This window comes from uncultured Sphingomonas sp. (assembly GCF_964237335.1).
In the GTDB taxonomy this organism is placed as follows: domain Bacteria; phylum Pseudomonadota; class Alphaproteobacteria; order Sphingomonadales; family Sphingomonadaceae; genus Sphingomonas.
In genome coordinates, this window is the sequence record NZ_CAXSHM010000050.1 from 1 (window position 1) to 14,644 (window position 14,644).

The window sequence follows — 14,644 nt, forward strand, 5'->3', positions numbered from 1 at the left end:
GGGTCATTTCTCGATGAAAACTCCGGGTCAACTCTCAGTGCAAATCAACAGGCTGCAGTTCGCGACGTCGAGGGCAACCTCACGCGAATGCCGCTCGCGCGGCGGCGCGCTCGCCATGTTCGAAAGCATCGGCAAAGCTGTCGAGGTCGGCGCTGGTCATGCCGAGCGCACGTCCCTCGTCCTGCCAGCTTGCGATAGCCTGCTCCACCTGCGCCAGCATCTCCTTCGCGCGTTGCTGGGTGATGCGGAAGTACGGCAAGACCGACATCAGGGCGTCGATGGTCGCCTCCGGCCCGGCCTCTTCCGAGACCCAGGTCTTGAGCTCGCGCAGCCGCTCTGGAAACGGGTTGATGTCGAAGGCTGGCGCCAGCCGCCACAGGCCGCGGTCCACGTGGAGGAACCCGTGGTTCATCAGGTGATCGTCGACGTTGGTGATGAGGATCGAAAAGGCGATCCTGCGCCATAGCTCCTCAATGTCGGCCATTGGGGCGCTGCCATTCACCCGGAGCGCATCGACGATCTCGGTATAGGAATGCTCCTGCGCGTCGCCGGGCTCCGCACCGATCATCGTCGCCGCCGAGACGTACATGAGCCGCCCGCCCCCCGCGGGGCGATCGAACCGGCGGATCAGCGCGATCGCGTCGCCGTCGCTCTCGATCAGCCGAGCATCGGCCGCGTCGATGCCGGCTCGGCGGGCAAGCCGCATCGCCAGCACCTCCCCTCGCGTGATCGAGCGCTCGTCGGCGACGCTCGGGAACTTGCCGATCGACAGGTGTCCGTCGTCATCGACGACAGTGCATTTTGGGCGCAGACCGCCTAGCGACGTGCCGCGGCCGCGCAGATAGGCGAGGTCGGCTGCGGTCTCCGTGTTCGTCTCGACCGCGCGACTGGCCGCGAGAAGGTGACCCAGTTCGATCAGAGGCGGCGTCGTGCGACGGCCATCCTCGTTCGCTCGCTGAGCAAGCCCCTGCTCATCGACAAGACGCAGTGCGCCGACCCGGCTGACGTCGTCCACCGCCAGCAGATAGTCGAGGCCATTCAGAGCGCGTGCGTCAACTTCCTCGCCCCGGCGGCGAGCGTCCTGACGCCGCTTGGCATGGTCGCGTTGGATAACGCGCTTCCCCCAGCCATCCGGCTCGGTGTCCGCGATCGCGGCATGGAAGACAGAGCCGGTGCCAATCTTGCGGTGGAACTGTGGGCCGGCAACGAGCGGCAGCCCAGGCTCAAGGGCGAAGCGGTCCGGGTCGGCCAGCCAGGCGGCATCGTATTCGAAGCCCGCGCTCTCGCGGCTCCCCTGCTGATTGTAGTGCAGCGATCCGACGCCGCGGGCTTCGTCGCCGATCTGGATTGCGATCGTTCGCCTCACAGCGAGACAGGCGGTTTGGGTCTGCGGACCCGCTGCGGCATGCGCTCGACGTCGAGCAACAGACCCTGCTCGTCCTTTTTGGCGTCGAGGATCTCTCCGAGGCTGTCGCCGAATCCCAGAACGAAGAAGGCCATGGCGTATGTGCCCAGCGCGACGGTCGGATCGCCTTTCTCCAGCTTGAGATACGTGCTCTTGGCCACACCGATCCGTTCGGCCATCATGACGACGGTGAGGCTGCGCTTCTTGCGCGCCAGCGCAATATCGGCGCCGAGTTTCGCCAGGCTGCGCCTCACGCGAGGCGGAAGGGTATCAGCGACGGTCGACCGCATCTAGCGTCTCATATAAACGCCCGTGCGGGCCATACGGTACGCTATACACGACCTTAAATGAGCAGTCGAGATATACCGATCTCGACGCCTATGCCGTCAGCGCCGCGCGCATGCCTCGCTGGGCGATACCACAGATACGGCAATCTCTCGCCGCGCGTCCGAGGCGGCGGCTTACCCGTCAGATCGCCGCACCAGAGTGCGGTACGTGCAAGTCGCGCGATGCGAGACTATGCGCTGGTGTGCCGATCAGACCGAGCAACGTTTACGAGGCAGAATGACAGCCCTGGATGTCCTGAAGGCTGCACCCCCTGAGGTGCGCGCAGCAGCGCTCGCCGTCCTTGACGAGGTGTCGTCGCCATTGACCGAGCGACAACTCGCCGGCGCCTTTCGCGCGAACGGCATAGGGCTGCTCGAGGCCAAACGCGTGGCGCGTGCCCTTCGAAAGCTCGATATTATCGCTGTCGCCCCTCGCGGTCTTTGACGCCCAGGCCCTGCGAGCTCCAGAGTGGCAGGGGCGCGTTCTACCAAGCTACATCCATCACCGCCGCAATGCCGAGAACCAGACGCGAAGAGGTAGACGATCATGACGGAAGCGACCTGGGGTGAAAGCGCCAAAACCCCCGAAATCAACTGGCGGATGAGCGCGTCGCTGGAGAACGTCCCCCGCGGCGACAACGATGTCGCTGAAGTCACCAACCTCGAGCGGGCAGTTCGCGATTGGAGCAAGCTGGACCCCGATCATCAAGCGGCCGCCATCCTGACGGTGGAGCATCCCGTGCAGATCGACGGCGCCTCCAACACGACGTTCACTGGTGAAGGCATTGCAGCTCTGGCCGACCACTTGCCCGCTTCCGGCCCGACCGAGGAGTAAGCTGCCATGGCCGCTCCCAGCGTCCGTTTCGAGATGGGGGACTGGTACTGGGTTGCCGAACGCGAGAGCGTCGGCTTCACCGGCACCACCAACCTGGGCTTGGTCGAGTTCCTCATGACCACCGAGGCCCTGACGCAGCTTCTCGATCCCGATCGCGATACGCTCGACAGCGAAACTGCCCTCGAGGTTTTCATCGAGTTCGAGAGTGACATTCACCGCATAGCGCAACGCGAGTTCGTCAAGCGGCTCGGCGGGGAGCCGCCGATCCTGCTGACGGCGGCCGACGTGGAAGGCTGAAGCCCCTGCAGCACGGCAGCGTCAGCCGGTTGGATCCAGTACATCGAGGGCATCGGCGCGAGGATCTCGGCCGACGATGCGGGCGGCTCTCATCTCACTGATCCAGCACGTCCTGATACCGGCCTGCGCGGCGTAGCTGACGAACAATGCCATTGAACGCAGCGGTCACGCCCTGCGCCCTGCCGATCTCATTCTCCTGGCGTGCCGCATCCCAATAAAGCTCAAGCGGCCAACGCTCCGGGCAATGCGGCAACAGGCACCGCAGCGCGAGACGAACCTCCACACCGTCTACGCGCGCGTCCGAGCAACGAGCCACGCCGCTGCGAAGGATATGGACCGATAGCGCGATGACGACGCGCTGATGGCGGGCGAGCTTCGCCATCGCTCAACGAAAATCGTGCGACTTGAACCGCACGACCTCCTCGGGGTCCATGCCGTCGGCATGAGGCGGCCAGTAGCAATTCCGCGGCTCCGGGCTCCAACCCTTGTCGCCGCGGTCCGGAGAGCCTGGATGCTGGCCCGCATCGCCGCGCCCCGTGCGATGCGGGAACGACATGTCCCCGACCCGGTGCAGCAGGTCGCCATGGTCGATGATCCGATCGCAGATGACATGGATGACCTCGCCTTCCTTTTGCACCCTGCCCTTCATGCCGATCATCGAGGCCGACATGACGGTACGCCTCTGCGCCTCGAAACGATCGGGCCACAGGATGCCGTTGGCGATCCCGGTCTCGTCCTCGATCGTGATGAACAGCACGCCCTTGGCGCTGCCCGGCTTCTGGCGGACGAGGATGATGCCGGCGACCTCGACGTGCCGGCCATCGCGGATGCCGGCGAGGTCGCTACAGCGGGTCACCCCGCGCCGTGCCAGTTCGTCGCGCAGGAACGCCAGCGGATGCGCGCGCAGCGACAGCTGCAAGGCCCGATAATCCTCGATCACCTCGCGGCCGTCGGTCAGCGGCCGAAGCACGACATCGGGCTCGATGCCCTCGGCGCTGATCGCCTCCGCCATGCGGTCCGCCGCGGCGAACAGCGGTAACGGCGCTTCGCCGAGCCCCCTCACCTTCCACAGGCCGTGCCGGCGATCCGCGCCGAAGGCGTGGAAGGCGTCGGCATCGGCGAGCTTCTCGATCGCGGCGCGCTGGACACCCGATCGCCGCCAGACATCTTCGACGGACTCGAAGGCGCAGGTGCTGCGCGCACCGACCATCGCTGCCCCGTCGGCGTTGGACAAGCCACGGACCTGGCGCAGGCCCAACCGGACGGCGAGATAGCGCCCGCCGGTCGGCTCCAGCGTGCAGTCCCAGCGGCTGGCATTGATGCAGGGTGGCCGGACCTCGACGCCATGCTCGCGCGCGTCGCGAACGATCTGCGCGGGCGCGTAGAAGCCCATCGGCTGCGCGTTCATCAGGCTCGCGCAGAACACGTCGGGATGATGGTGTTTCATCCAGGCCGACGCGTAGGCGATCTTCGCGAAGCTGGCGGCGTGGCTCTCGGGAAAGCCGTAGGACCCGAACCCTTCGAGCTGGCGGAACGTGCGCTCGGCGAACTCGCGCGGATAGCCGCGCTCGACCATTCCCTCGATGAGCTTCTCCGAGAAGTGCGACACGCCGCCGGTGACCTTGAACGTCGCCATGGCGCGTCGCAGCTGGTCCGCCTCCGCCGGCGTAAACCCGGCACCGACGATCGCGACCTTCATCGCCTGCTCCTGGAAGAGCGGCACGCCGAGCGTCTTCTCCAAAACGGCCCGCAACTCGGGCCGCGGATATTCCGGCTTTTCGAGCCCTTCGCGCCGCCGGAGATACGGGTGGACCATGTCGCCCTGGATCGGCCCGGGACGGACGATCGCGACCTGGATGACGAGATCGTAGAAGCGCCTGGGCTTCATGCGCGGCAGCATCGACATCTGGGCGCGGCTCTCGATCTGAAAGGTGCCGAGCGTGTCGGCCTTCGAGATCATGGCGAACACGGCCGGATCGTCATCCTGGAGATCGGCGAGCCCGAGGCGGACGCCCTTCGTCTCCTCGAGCAGGTTGAACGCCCGGTTCATGCAGCCCAGCATGCCCAGGCCGAGGATGTCCACCTTCATGAACTTGAGGGCGTCGATATCGTCCTTGTCCCACTCGATGATCTGGCGATCCTCCATCGCCGCCGGCTCGATCGGCACGAGGTCGTCGAGGCGATCATGGGTGAGGACGAAGCCGCCCGGATGCTGGCTCATGTGCCGCGGAACGCCGATCAGCCGCCTCGCGAGATCGAGCGTCAGCCGCAGCCGGCGGTCGGCCATGTCGAGGTTGAGCTCATTGACCTGTTTCTCGCCGACGCCCTCGGCCGACCAGCCCCACACCAAGCCCGCGAGCGACGACGTCAGGTCTTCGGGCAGCCCCATCGCCTTGCCGACATCGCGGACCGCGCCGCGCGCGCGGTAGCGCTGGACCACGGCCGTCAGCGCGGAGCGGTCGCGACCGTACGTCTCGTAGATCCACTGGATGATCTCCTCGCGGCGCTCATGCTCGAAGTCGACGTCGATATCGGGCGGTTCGCGCCGCTCGCCCGACACGAACCGCTCGAACAGCAACTCGTGCTTGATCGGGTCGATCGAGGTGATCTCGAGCACGAAGCAGACGCAGGAATTGGCGGCCGAGCCTCGGCCCTGACAGAGGATCCCGCGCCGTCGCGCTTCGCGGACGATCGCGAAGACCGTGAGGAAATACGGCGCGTAGCCAAGCTCGCCGATCAGCCGCAACTCGTGCGCGATCTGGGTCCGGTATGCCGGTGGCACGGTGCCGTCGAACATGCGGTCGACCGCTTCCGTCGCGAGCTTCTCCAACGCGGCCTGCGCACTCAGCCCCTCGACCAGCCGCTCATGCGGGTATTGGTAGGCGAGCTCGCCCAGGTCGAAGGTGCAGGCGCGCGCGATGTCGACGCTGGCGCGCAGCGCATCGGGATAGTCGCGGAACCGCCGCACCATTTCGCCCGGCGACTTCAGTCCCCGATCGGCGTTGACCTCCCGGCGAAGCCCAAGCTCGTCCACGGTGCATTTCTCGCGCACCGCCGTCACCACGTCCTGAAGCAGCCGGGCTTCGGGCGCATGGTACAGCACGTCGCCGGTGACGACGGCGCGCACGCCGGCAGCGCCGGCCTGCCGCGCCAGTGCATCGATCCGCACCGCGTCGTTGGGTCTGCGGCGCTGGAACAGCGCCATGTAGCCGCGCCGACCGTAGAGCGCCTTCAGATCGGCCAGCGCCGCCCGGTTCGCCTCGTCCGCCTCGTGCGGCAGCAGGATCGCGATCACGCCGTCCGACCAGGCCGCGAGGTCGTGCCAGTGCAGCTCGCAGCCGCCCTTCCCTGCCCGGCGCTTGCCGACGGTGAGCAGGCGGGTCAGCCGTGACCAGGCGGGGCGATCGGTCGGATAGAGGATCAGGCACCGCCCGCAGGCGAGATCGACCCGCGCGCCGGCGATCGAGCGAACGCCCGTCCCCTTCTGCGCCTCCCAGGCACGGACGACGCCGGCGACGGTGCCGACATCGCCGATGCCGATCGCCGGGTAGCCGAGCAGCGCCGCGGCCGAGAACAGCTCTTCCGGGGCTGGAGGCCCCGCGCAGCAGCGAGAAGTGGGTGAGAACCTGCAGCTCGACATAGGCCGTCATGCGAACATGCCGTGCATCCACCAGCTGAGATCGCCGGTGGCTGCCTCGAACCCGTCACCGCGGCGGAACACCCACCAGCGACCGCCCTCGCCGTCCTCGACCCGATAATAGTCGCGGACCGCCCACACCTCCGCGTCGCGCCGCCACCACTCGCCGTGGATACGCTCGGGACCATCGCCGGCAACGACCTTGTACGATCTGCCCCGCCACTCGAACCGGCGTGGCGGCTGATCGGGGAGCAGGGCAATGATACCGTGCAGTGGCTCTGGTCGGGCGAGCAACCGTACCGGCCGCTGCCAGAGCGGCCAGCGGCCCGGTGCCTCTACCGGCTCGGCAACGGTGACCGCGCGCTCCGGGACGTGACTGGGGACCGGTGCGATCCGGAAGACCGCTCGCGTGCCGATCCGGCCCGCCACCACATCGACGAGCCGTGCCGGATCGCGTGACCGCGTCTCGCCGGCCAGCACCGCTCCGAGATCGACCGCGTCGAGCGGCTCGGTATGCGGGGCGACGAGCACGAACTGCTCGAGCCCCATGCCCGGATCAATGCGTTCGATCCGGAGCTTCAGCAGCCGCAGAAGATGCGGCACCTCGCGGGTCGGCCGCGATGTGCCGATCGCGACGATCTGCTCGCCGCCGTCGACGCGGAGGCCGGTCAGGCGGAGGGCCCGCACGCCCAGCCCTCTTGCCCGGAGCAGCTCGGCGAGATCGTCGAGCAGGTCCGCCATGACCTGCGCGATCGCCTCCGCCGTTACGATCGGCTCCAGCAGGCGGCGCTCGACCATCGGCACACTCGGATCTTCGCGTGAGCTGATCGGCTCGGCGACCGCCCCGATCGCCTGGTCGAGCCGCGTGATCGCCGGAAGGCCAAGCCGGCGCGCGAGCGGCCCGCGCGCGACCGGCAGCAGATCCGCGATGCGCTCGAACCCGAACCGTCGTGCCGCGCCGAGCGCGCCATCGCTCAGCCGCAGCGCGGCGATCGGGAGCGACGAAAGCGCGTCGATGGTGTTGCCGATCGGCACGACGACAATGTCGTCAGCGCCGGACCGGGCGACCGCATGGGCAGCGCCGGGGGTGTCGGCCAGCGCGACCCGCGCGGTGAAGCCGGCGCGCTCGCAGAAAGCATGCAGGTGCCGGCAGAAACGCTCCTCGCCGCCATGGAGATGGTCGCAGCCGGTCAGGTCCAGCCAGATGCCGTCGGGCGGCGCGGTTGCCGCGATCGGCGTCCAGCGCCGCACCGCCAGCAAGGTGAGCCGATCGAGGAGTGCCGCATCGGCCCGTGGCTCGGCTGGTCTAAAATCCAGGTCGGAGACCAGCGCACGCGCATGGGTAGCCGCCATGCCGACGTAGATGCCGAGCGCCGCTGCCGCAGGACAGACCGCAACGATCTCCTCGCGCCGTCCGACCTTGTCGATGAGGGCAAGCGGGGCCTGTAGTACAGGTGGTAGCTGTAACACGGGTATGTGCTGCGAGGATGGCACCCCGCCTTCGGCCCGGCGCGCCTGTGAAGGCCCAGCGGTTGCCCTGAACGGATGTGCAGCCCCCTCCGATCGCCGCCCAAGCTCGCGCATAGGCGGTTGCGCATGGGTCGGCAGCGCCGCAATCTGCTGCTCCACGTCCGCTCGCGTCGTCTCCGTGCGCGCCCAGCGCGCGCCAGGACGCCAGCCGCCGCCCTGGGGGACGGAACAGGCGCCGGGATCGTCGTCGACAGGCAGCTGGAGCGCGGAGCGCTCAGGCAGCCGCGGCGCGACCCGTTCCAGCCGTCTCAGCCGCTCGATGGCCAAGTGCGGCAGGAACAGCGAGACGACCCGTCTCATCGCATCCCTCCACGATCAGGGAGAATGGTTCGCCGCCACGCTGACGCGCGAGCTCGACCGACCAGCGCGGTCGGCCGACGCCGGCGACGCCGAGGCGTTCCGATGGCACGCTGGCGATCCGCCAGCGCGTCCATGCCGCCGACGGCTCGCTCAACGGATCCAGCGCGCGGCTACGCCGACGGCGTAGAAGCAGTACCGGCATATCGGCGTCGGCGGCGACGAGCTGTAGCCGCCGGGTCGCCACCATCGAGACCCTGCCCGCTTCCGCGACGATCGCCGACGGCGTCCCGTCGCGCACCGCATCCTCGACGACGGCGAGGAGTGCAGCGTCATCACGCGGTTGGGCGTAGATCACGTCGGCCGAAGCGAGGCCCGCCTGCTCCAGGCCGGGTGCGTAGAGATCGTTGCGGCAGCTCGCCCACAGCACCGGGCCGCCGATCGCCCTGGCTTCCCGAGCCGCGATGCCGGCCAGGAACAGCGTGGCCGCGGCGTCATCGACCAGCGAGCACGTCCGCGCCGCCACTTCGTGGAGCGCGCCAGCCCGCAGACCCCCGCCGAGCCGGCCGTCTAATGCCTCCACCCCGAAGGCGATCACTCGGTGATCCGCGACCGGCATCGCTATGGTTCGGAGATGGGCGATGCTGGGCGGCAGGGAATCAGGAGCTGGGAACATGAGGGCTAGACTCTATATGTTCCTTCTATGTTCCGTTAATGGCTGGCCTTGGTCAAGCGGGTTTCGATGGGTCGAACTGGGACTCCGCTGAACCCGGTCCTAGATTCATCGACCCTGCCGCGTCGGAAACACCGGCCCCCGCACCGTCAGCCGATCGGCCGGATACGGCCGCTGCAGCGCGACCACATCGTCGTAGCTGCCACTCAGCCAGCGAGCCCAGTCCGCCTCGTGCAGGATCGTGACCATTGCCTTGGGGTGGATCGGCGCGACGAGGGCATTGGGATCGCAGGTGACCATGGTGCAGCCCGGCCCCTTAACGGTCTGCTGCCAGAACCCGGCGATCGCGAACATCGGCTGCTCGGGCACGGCGAACCACATCTCGCCGCGGACCGGCTTCTTGCCATCGCCCAAATCGATCGGCTCGGGCGTCCATTCACAGAACTCCGTCACCGGCATCAAACAGCGGTTCTCGGGCTTCTCCGCCAGTCGCCGCCATTGCGGAAGTGCAAGGTTGCGGACGTTGGTCATCGGCCATTTGGCTTGGCCGCCGAGCACGTCCCAGCTCATGACGTCGAGCGCGCGGCGCTCGCGCTCGGTGCGGATCACGTACGCCTTCGCCCTGGGCACGAGCTCCACCGGATCACGGTTGGGGCGGACCACGTCTTCCGCCCAGCTCGCTCCGAAGTGCTCGTGGATGGTTTCGGGGTCGCCGTCGAGGCGGGCGCGATTGCACATCGGTGCGAGCTAGCCCTGCAGGTCACGATCGGCAACGCGGCGATCGCGCGAGGTATCGCGGACAGGCCGCGCCTGGAGACCCCGTCCCGCTAGACCCAGAGCAGATAGACGAGCACGGCCATCGCGCCGATCGTCAGACACCAGGCGAGTGCGACGCCGACGGTGCCGTGAGGATGGCGGTTACCCGGGCCGGTCGGGACATGCATGGCGCGTAACCTACGCCCCTGGCCTCGACCTGCAAGCACCAAGCTCGCGATCATGGCCAGGCTGGCGAGATCGTCTTGAGCGCGTCACGGCGGACTGCAGGCGCGAGATATGAAACGCATCACGCATCTGCTCGCCGTCGCCGCCACGATCCTGCCGCTTCCCGCGTTCGCCTGGGGCTTCGAAGGCCATCAGGTGGTGGCCGACATCGCCCGTGGCGAGCTTGCCCCGGCCGTGCGCGCCAAGGTGGACGCGCTGCTCGCCTCCGATACCGATCCGCTGACCGGGCACGACATGGCAAGCGAGGCGACCTGGGCGGACGTCTATCGCGGACACGGGCATCGCGAGACGGCGCAGTGGCACTTCGTCGATACCGAGCTCGATCATCCCGATCTGGACGCGGCCTGCTTTGGCCATCCCGCGCCCGACCAGCCGGCCAGCGCCGGCCCGGCGCAGGACTGCGTGGTCGACAAGGTCCAGGAGTTCTCCGCCGAGCTGGCGGCACCGGGCACCGCGCCGGCCGAACGGCTGCTCGCGCTCAAATACCTGCTCCACTTCGTCGGCGACATGCACCAGCCGCTGCACGCGTCCGACAACCACGATCGCGGCGGCAACTGCGTGCTGCTCAGCCTTGGTGGATCGCGCACCCAGAACCTTCATGCCTATTGGGATACGGCTGTAGTGGAGGCGTTCGGGACCGACCCGGCGCAGGTCGCCGCGACGCTGCGCGCCAGGATCACGCCAGCCCTTCGCCAGCAATGGCAACAGGGCACGCCGACGAGTTGGGCGCAGGAGGCGTTCCAGGTGGCCCGTTCGACCGCCTACACGATCGGCTCACCCGCTGGTTGCCCGCAGGACGCGACGCCAGTTGCCCTTCCGGCAGGCTATGCCGAGCAAGCCCAGGCCGCTGCCGCGGTGCAGCTGGAACGCGCCGGTGTCCGGCTTGCGGCAGTGCTCGACAAAGCGCTCGCGACGGTCACGATCTCGCCGGGGTCGTTCGCGCCATCGGCACCGGCCGCTCCGGCTGCGATCAGGCCCGCATCGGTGCCGGGCGAGCGCTCGGCTGCCTCGCTGGCGTGTTCGGCCGAGGCAGACACCAAGAACCTGCACGGCAAGGAGCGCCAGCGGTTCCGGCGTGCCTGCATCCGGCAACAGCAAGCCAGCTGAGCCAACAGCGCCGTTAGCCAGAGACACGGGTAGGACTGCACGGCATAACGCAAGCATCGTTCAACACGACCACCGGGGGTTAGACATGGCACGGACGGCGACGAAGCGCGGCAAGGATGAGACCAAGGCCGCTGAGAAGAAGGTCGAGAAGACCGGCAAGCCGGCAGGCGGTGCCCGCGGCGGGATCACCGCACCCGTCACGCCCTCCCCCGAGCTCGCCGAGATCGTCGGGAAGGACGACCTGCCGCGCAGCGAGGTCGTCAGCAAGGTCTGGGAGTATATCAAGAAGCACGATCTGCAGGATCCCAAGGACCGGCGTCAGATCAACGCGGACGAGAAACTGGAGAAGGTGTTCGGCAAGAAGTCGGCGAGCATGTTCGAGATGAACAAGTATCTCAGCGCCCACCTGACCGCCAAGAAGGGCTGAGCCGCCGACGAGCGCGAACCGGGCGACGATCGACCCACCGCTGCCGCCGATAGCCATGCCGGGCGATAATCCGCCCGGCATGGCTCATGATCAGCTGTTATCGGCTTCGTTGCCGCCGGACTGATCGACGTTCGAACTGGCCGCCTTTGGCTTGCGGCCCCGCTTGGGCGCCTCGGCCACCGGCTCCGGTGCACTCGCGACCTTCTGCCCCGGCTTCCGCCCGAGACCGATCTTGTGTGCCATCTCGCGGCGATGCGTGGAGTAGCTCTCCGCCACCATCGGATAGTCCGACTTCAGATTGTAGCGCTGGCGGTATTCGTCAGGCGTCATGCCGTTGGACGAGAGATGCCGGCGCAGCGTCTTGTACGGCTTGCCGTCGATCATCGAAATGACGTGGTCCTTCGACGCAAGCGACTTCCGCACCGACACGGCGGGCGTGTACTCGGGCTCGGGCGCGCGCTCCTCGGCGACTGGCGCCGCAGGCGCATTGAGGCCATTCAGCGCCTCATGCATGCGGGAGAGGAAGGCCGGCACGTCGTCGGCGTGGACGCGCGTGTTGGCATTGCTCAGCCATGCTACGGTGAGTTCGGTGGCGAGTTCGACGGTCGAGTTCTGGTCTTCTGGCAAGGAATAGCTCCTGGATGGGCGATTGCTACTGACAGCAAAGTCGCTATCGGAAGAAGCAGCATGATCCACTTAGTAACTGTGGCCGTGAAGATCGAGGGCTACTTGTAATCATTGTGGCAGCGTCATCGTGAGATCACGGCTTCGTTGCCGCTGGGGCAGTAATGGGAACGACCTCGGCTTGAGCAGCCATCGTTCGCGTAATAACAGGGCACATGCCCGCCAAGACCCTCAACGCCAAGAACCTGGAAGCGCTTGGTTCCGCCAAGCTGGCCGAGTTGCTCATCGAGGTCAGCACCGGCAACGCGGTCGCGCAGCGTCGTCTGCGCCTGGAGTTGGCCGGCAACGCCGGGCCGGAGGAAGCGGCGCGCGAAATCGGCAAGCGGTTGGCGGCGATCAGCCGGTCCAAAACCTATGTCGACTGGCAGAAGGTCAAACCGCTGATGGTAGATCTCACCGCACAGCGCGCCGCAATCTTGGCGAAGGTCGCGCCGACCGACCCGCGCACGGCGTTCCAACTCGTGTGGCGGCTGGTTTCGTGCGCTGACAGTGTGTTCGCCCGCAGCGGCGATGGCAGCGGACGATTGGCGGACATCTTCCGCGGAGCGACACGAGAGCTCGGGGCTTTGGCTCAGGCAGGACGGATCGATCCCGACACCCTCGTCGAGCTGACGTTCGAGGCAGTGTGCGACAACGGCTATGGCCAGTGGGACGGGCTGATCGAGATCCTGGCCCCTGCCCTTGGCCCCAGAGGTCTGGACATGCTGCGCGATCGAACGACCGCATGGCAGTCCGAACCGCTGGCCACGCCTGCCCCCTCCGAGCGCGTCGTCGTGGGGTGGGGCCTGAAGGGTCCGATGTACGCCGACAAGATGGAGGCGACACGTCGTCGGCGGACCGCGACGCACATCCTCCAGCAGCTTGCCGACCAGCGCGGTGACGTGGACGGCTACATCGCCCAGTTCGATGATGCCGCCCGCACCGCCCCTGTCGTCGCCGCCCAGATCGCCAGGCGACTGCTCGCTGCGAGCCGTGTGGACGACGCCTGGGCGGCACTCGAACGGGTGGACTATGACAACCGGCGCCTGCCGTCGATCGAATGGGAGCAAGCCCGGCTCGACACGCTCGAGGCGCTCGGCCGTGCCGACGACGCGCAGGCGTTTCGGTGGGAGCGGTTCGAGGCGACGCTTGATGCCACTCACCTGCGAGAACACCTGCGCCGGCTGCCGGACTTCGATGATTTCGAGGCGGAACAGCGCGCCCTGACCTATGCGCTTGGACATCGAGATATCCACGAGGCGCTGGCCTTCCTGACCGGCTGGCCGGCGCTGGACCAGGCCAGTCGGCTAGCGCTAGCCCGCGCGAGCGAGCTGAACGGCGACCTGTACGAGCTCCTGGGGCCGGCCGCAGACACGCTGAGCGAACGCCACCCGCTCGCGGCGAGCCTGCTCCTTCGCGCAATGATCGACTTCACGCTCGGGAAGGCGCGCAGCTCGCGCTACAAACACGCCGCGCGCCACCTGAGCGAGGCCGAGGGGCTTGCGACCCGCATCGAGGATTTCGGAACTGCGCTGTCGCATGACGACTACATCCGGTGCCTTCGTAATGACCACGGCCGCAAGGCCGGGTTCTGGCACGCGGTTGCCGACGAAGCCGGCTCGTAGAAGCCTATCTGCTCGCAACGCTCAGGCGGCTGCCACGCCATCGGCGTTCACGAGATCCTTGCCAACCAGGGTCCCGACAAGTTGGACCCGCTTCTCGACAAGGTCCACCGGTGTGCGCTGAAGCTCGAGCTGGTAGCGTCCGCCGAGATCGCGGCGCAGATAGAACGCGCCGCCCTCGCGGATCAGCGTGCCTGCCTCATCGATCCTCGTACCGATCACCGTCATATGCGTGCTGTCCTTACCGTCCCGGGATAGCGGGTGGGCTGCGGACCGCAAAGTCGCTGCTGCCCGACATTGGGGCTTTGGGCTCGCTCGAGGGCTGGTGATCGTCAGGCAGAGCCTGTGCTACCACCGGCAGGAATGATGGACGGCATTGACGATATCGAGCTTCTGTCAACGACGCACGGCGGGCCCGGGCCTACACCCGTGCCGAGCCGGTGATCCGGTGCGTCGAAGAGGCAATCCGCGCTCATCGCCGGCATACCGGACAGGCTGACAGCCTGCCACGGGTCAGCAGATTGATCCGCCTCTGCAAGGACCATGGCCTGACGGCGCCGCGTGGTGGCCCGGTGTCCTACAGCACGATCGCTCGTGCTTTGAGACTGATGGGATTGAGGCAATCGGGCAACCGCGAGTCGACGGTCCGTAATCCTGGCCGTTCTTGAAGGCACCGGTCGGACACCTCCACTACGGCAACATCGGTGTCAGCTTGTCGTGCCTGTCGAGCATGAAGGCCACCGATACCCAGATCTGGCCTTGTCGGAAAGAGGTGGCTCGGTTTGTCTGCACAGGCTCGCGGCTTGGATAAGTGGATTGCCGC

14 protein-coding genes and 1 pseudogene are annotated in these 14,644 nt (G+C 67.3%); 6 read left to right on the top strand and 9 right to left on the bottom strand.

Going from position 1 to position 14,644, the window contains the following annotated elements; genetic code table 11:
* Positions 1 to 79: 79 nt before the first annotated feature.
* Positions 80 to 1,366 (bottom strand): type II toxin-antitoxin system HipA family toxin, encoded by a 1,287-nt coding sequence (locus ACFE65_RS16000; RefSeq protein ID WP_375383361.1) that lies wholly within the window; start codon positions 1,364 to 1,366, stop codon positions 80 to 82.
* A complete protein-coding gene (locus ACFE65_RS16005; protein ID WP_375383362.1) occupies positions 1,363 to 1,695 on the bottom strand; it encodes a helix-turn-helix domain-containing protein in 333 nt (110 codons plus the stop codon). The genes ACFE65_RS16000 and ACFE65_RS16005 overlap by 4 nt, the downstream gene beginning before the upstream one ends.
* 274 nt (positions 1,696 to 1,969) lie before the next feature.
* Between ACFE65_RS16005 and ACFE65_RS16010 the strand changes: the two genes are divergently transcribed.
* From ACFE65_RS16010 to ACFE65_RS16020, 3 genes are all read left to right on the top strand, one after another.
* Positions 1,970 to 2,176 (top strand): hypothetical protein, encoded by a 207-nt coding sequence (locus ACFE65_RS16010; protein ID WP_375383363.1) that lies wholly within the window; start codon positions 1,970 to 1,972, stop codon positions 2,174 to 2,176.
* Between the two features lie 102 nt (positions 2,177 to 2,278).
* The gene (locus ACFE65_RS16015; protein ID WP_375383364.1) at positions 2,279 to 2,566 is read left to right on the top strand and encodes a hypothetical protein; all 288 of its coding nucleotides are present in this window, start codon (positions 2,279 to 2,281) and stop codon (positions 2,564 to 2,566) included.
* Between the two features lie 6 nt (positions 2,567 to 2,572).
* On the top strand, positions 2,573 to 2,863 hold the full coding sequence (locus ACFE65_RS16020; RefSeq protein ID WP_375383365.1) for a hypothetical protein: 291 nt from the start codon (positions 2,573 to 2,575) through the stop codon (positions 2,861 to 2,863).
* Positions 2,864 to 2,957: 94 nt separating this feature from the next.
* On the opposite strand, the gene ACFE65_RS16025 is transcribed toward ACFE65_RS16020, so the two are convergent.
* The 5 genes and pseudogenes from ACFE65_RS16025 to ACFE65_RS16045 form a co-directional block, all read right to left on the bottom strand.
* Positions 2,958 to 3,245, bottom strand: coding sequence for a hypothetical protein (locus ACFE65_RS16025; RefSeq protein ID WP_174297527.1), 288 nt, complete (start codon positions 3,243 to 3,245; stop codon positions 2,958 to 2,960).
* 3 nt (positions 3,246 to 3,248) lie between these two features.
* Positions 3,249 to 6,513, bottom strand: a pseudogene (locus tag ACFE65_RS16030) (error-prone DNA polymerase).
* A complete protein-coding gene (locus ACFE65_RS16035) occupies positions 6,510 to 8,330 on the bottom strand; it encodes a DNA polymerase Y family protein (RefSeq protein WP_375383366.1) in 1,821 nt (606 codons plus the stop codon). Before ACFE65_RS16035 ends, ACFE65_RS16030 begins: the two are co-directional and overlap by 4 nt.
* Positions 8,245 to 8,946, bottom strand: a complete 702-nt coding sequence (locus ACFE65_RS16040; RefSeq protein ID WP_375383367.1) for an ImuA family protein — start codon at positions 8,944 to 8,946, stop codon at positions 8,245 to 8,247. The genes ACFE65_RS16035 and ACFE65_RS16040 overlap by 86 nt, the downstream gene beginning before the upstream one ends.
* Positions 8,947 to 9,108: 162 nt before the next feature.
* Complete coding sequence (locus ACFE65_RS16045; protein ID WP_375383368.1) at positions 9,109 to 9,738, bottom strand: SOS response-associated peptidase family protein; 630 nt, start codon at positions 9,736 to 9,738, stop codon at positions 9,109 to 9,111.
* Between the two features lie 315 nt (positions 9,739 to 10,053).
* On the opposite strand from ACFE65_RS16045, the gene ACFE65_RS16050 reads away from it, so the two are divergent.
* Both ACFE65_RS16050 and ACFE65_RS16055 read left to right on the top strand, forming a co-directional pair.
* Positions 10,054 to 11,109: a S1/P1 nuclease gene (locus tag ACFE65_RS16050; protein WP_375383369.1), complete on the top strand. Its 1,056-nt coding sequence runs from the start codon at positions 10,054 to 10,056 to the stop codon at positions 11,107 to 11,109.
* A gap of 85 nt (positions 11,110 to 11,194) precedes the next feature.
* Positions 11,195 to 11,536, top strand: a complete 342-nt coding sequence (locus tag ACFE65_RS16055; protein ID WP_375383370.1) for an SWIB/MDM2 domain-containing protein — start codon at positions 11,195 to 11,197, stop codon at positions 11,534 to 11,536.
* A 90-nt stretch (positions 11,537 to 11,626) separates the two neighbouring features.
* Here ACFE65_RS16055 and ACFE65_RS16060 read toward each other — a convergent pair whose 3' ends face one another.
* Entirely contained in the window at positions 11,627 to 12,163 is a 537-nt protein-coding gene (locus ACFE65_RS16060; RefSeq protein ID WP_375383371.1) for a MucR family transcriptional regulator, read from the bottom strand.
* 212 nt (positions 12,164 to 12,375) lie between these two features.
* Here ACFE65_RS16060 and ACFE65_RS16065 point away from each other — a divergent pair, with 212 nt between their 5' ends.
* Positions 12,376 to 13,824, top strand: coding sequence for a DUF6880 family protein (locus ACFE65_RS16065; protein ID WP_375383372.1), 1,449 nt, complete (start codon positions 12,376 to 12,378; stop codon positions 13,822 to 13,824).
* A 21-nt stretch (positions 13,825 to 13,845) separates the two neighbouring features.
* Here ACFE65_RS16065 and ACFE65_RS16070 read toward each other — a convergent pair whose 3' ends face one another.
* A complete protein-coding gene (locus ACFE65_RS16070; protein WP_375383373.1) occupies positions 13,846 to 14,049 on the bottom strand; it encodes a DUF5818 domain-containing protein in 204 nt (67 codons plus the stop codon).
* Between the last annotated feature and the right edge of the window lie 595 nt (positions 14,050 to 14,644).

Coding starts and splice junctions, on each gene's coding strand:
- ACFE65_RS16005 (WP_375383362.1), bottom strand. CDS start 1,695: ATGCGGTCGACCGTCGCTGATACCCTTCCGCCTCGCGTGAGGCGCAGC.
- ACFE65_RS16010 (WP_375383363.1), top strand. CDS start 1,970: ATGACAGCCCTGGATGTCCTGAAGGCTGCACCCCCTGAGGTGCGCGCA.
- ACFE65_RS16015 (WP_375383364.1), top strand. CDS start 2,279: ATGACGGAAGCGACCTGGGGTGAAAGCGCCAAAACCCCCGAAATCAAC.
- ACFE65_RS16020 (WP_375383365.1), top strand. CDS start 2,573: ATGGCCGCTCCCAGCGTCCGTTTCGAGATGGGGGACTGGTACTGGGTT.
- ACFE65_RS16025 (WP_174297527.1), bottom strand. CDS start 3,245: ATGGCGAAGCTCGCCCGCCATCAGCGCGTCGTCATCGCGCTATCGGTC.
- ACFE65_RS16035 (WP_375383366.1), bottom strand. CDS start 8,330: ATGAGACGGGTCGTCTCGCTGTTCCTGCCGCACTTGGCCATCGAGCGG.
- ACFE65_RS16040 (WP_375383367.1), bottom strand. CDS start 8,946: ATGCCGGTCGCGGATCACCGAGTGATCGCCTTCGGGGTGGAGGCATTA.
- ACFE65_RS16045 (WP_375383368.1), bottom strand. CDS start 9,738: ATGTGCAATCGCGCCCGCCTCGACGGCGACCCCGAAACCATCCACGAG.
- ACFE65_RS16050 (WP_375383369.1), top strand. CDS start 10,054: ATGAAACGCATCACGCATCTGCTCGCCGTCGCCGCCACGATCCTGCCG.
- ACFE65_RS16055 (WP_375383370.1), top strand. CDS start 11,195: ATGGCACGGACGGCGACGAAGCGCGGCAAGGATGAGACCAAGGCCGCT.
- ACFE65_RS16065 (WP_375383372.1), top strand. CDS start 12,376: ATGCCCGCCAAGACCCTCAACGCCAAGAACCTGGAAGCGCTTGGTTCC.
- ACFE65_RS16070 (WP_375383373.1), bottom strand. CDS start 14,049: ATGACGGTGATCGGTACGAGGATCGATGAGGCAGGCACGCTGATCCGC.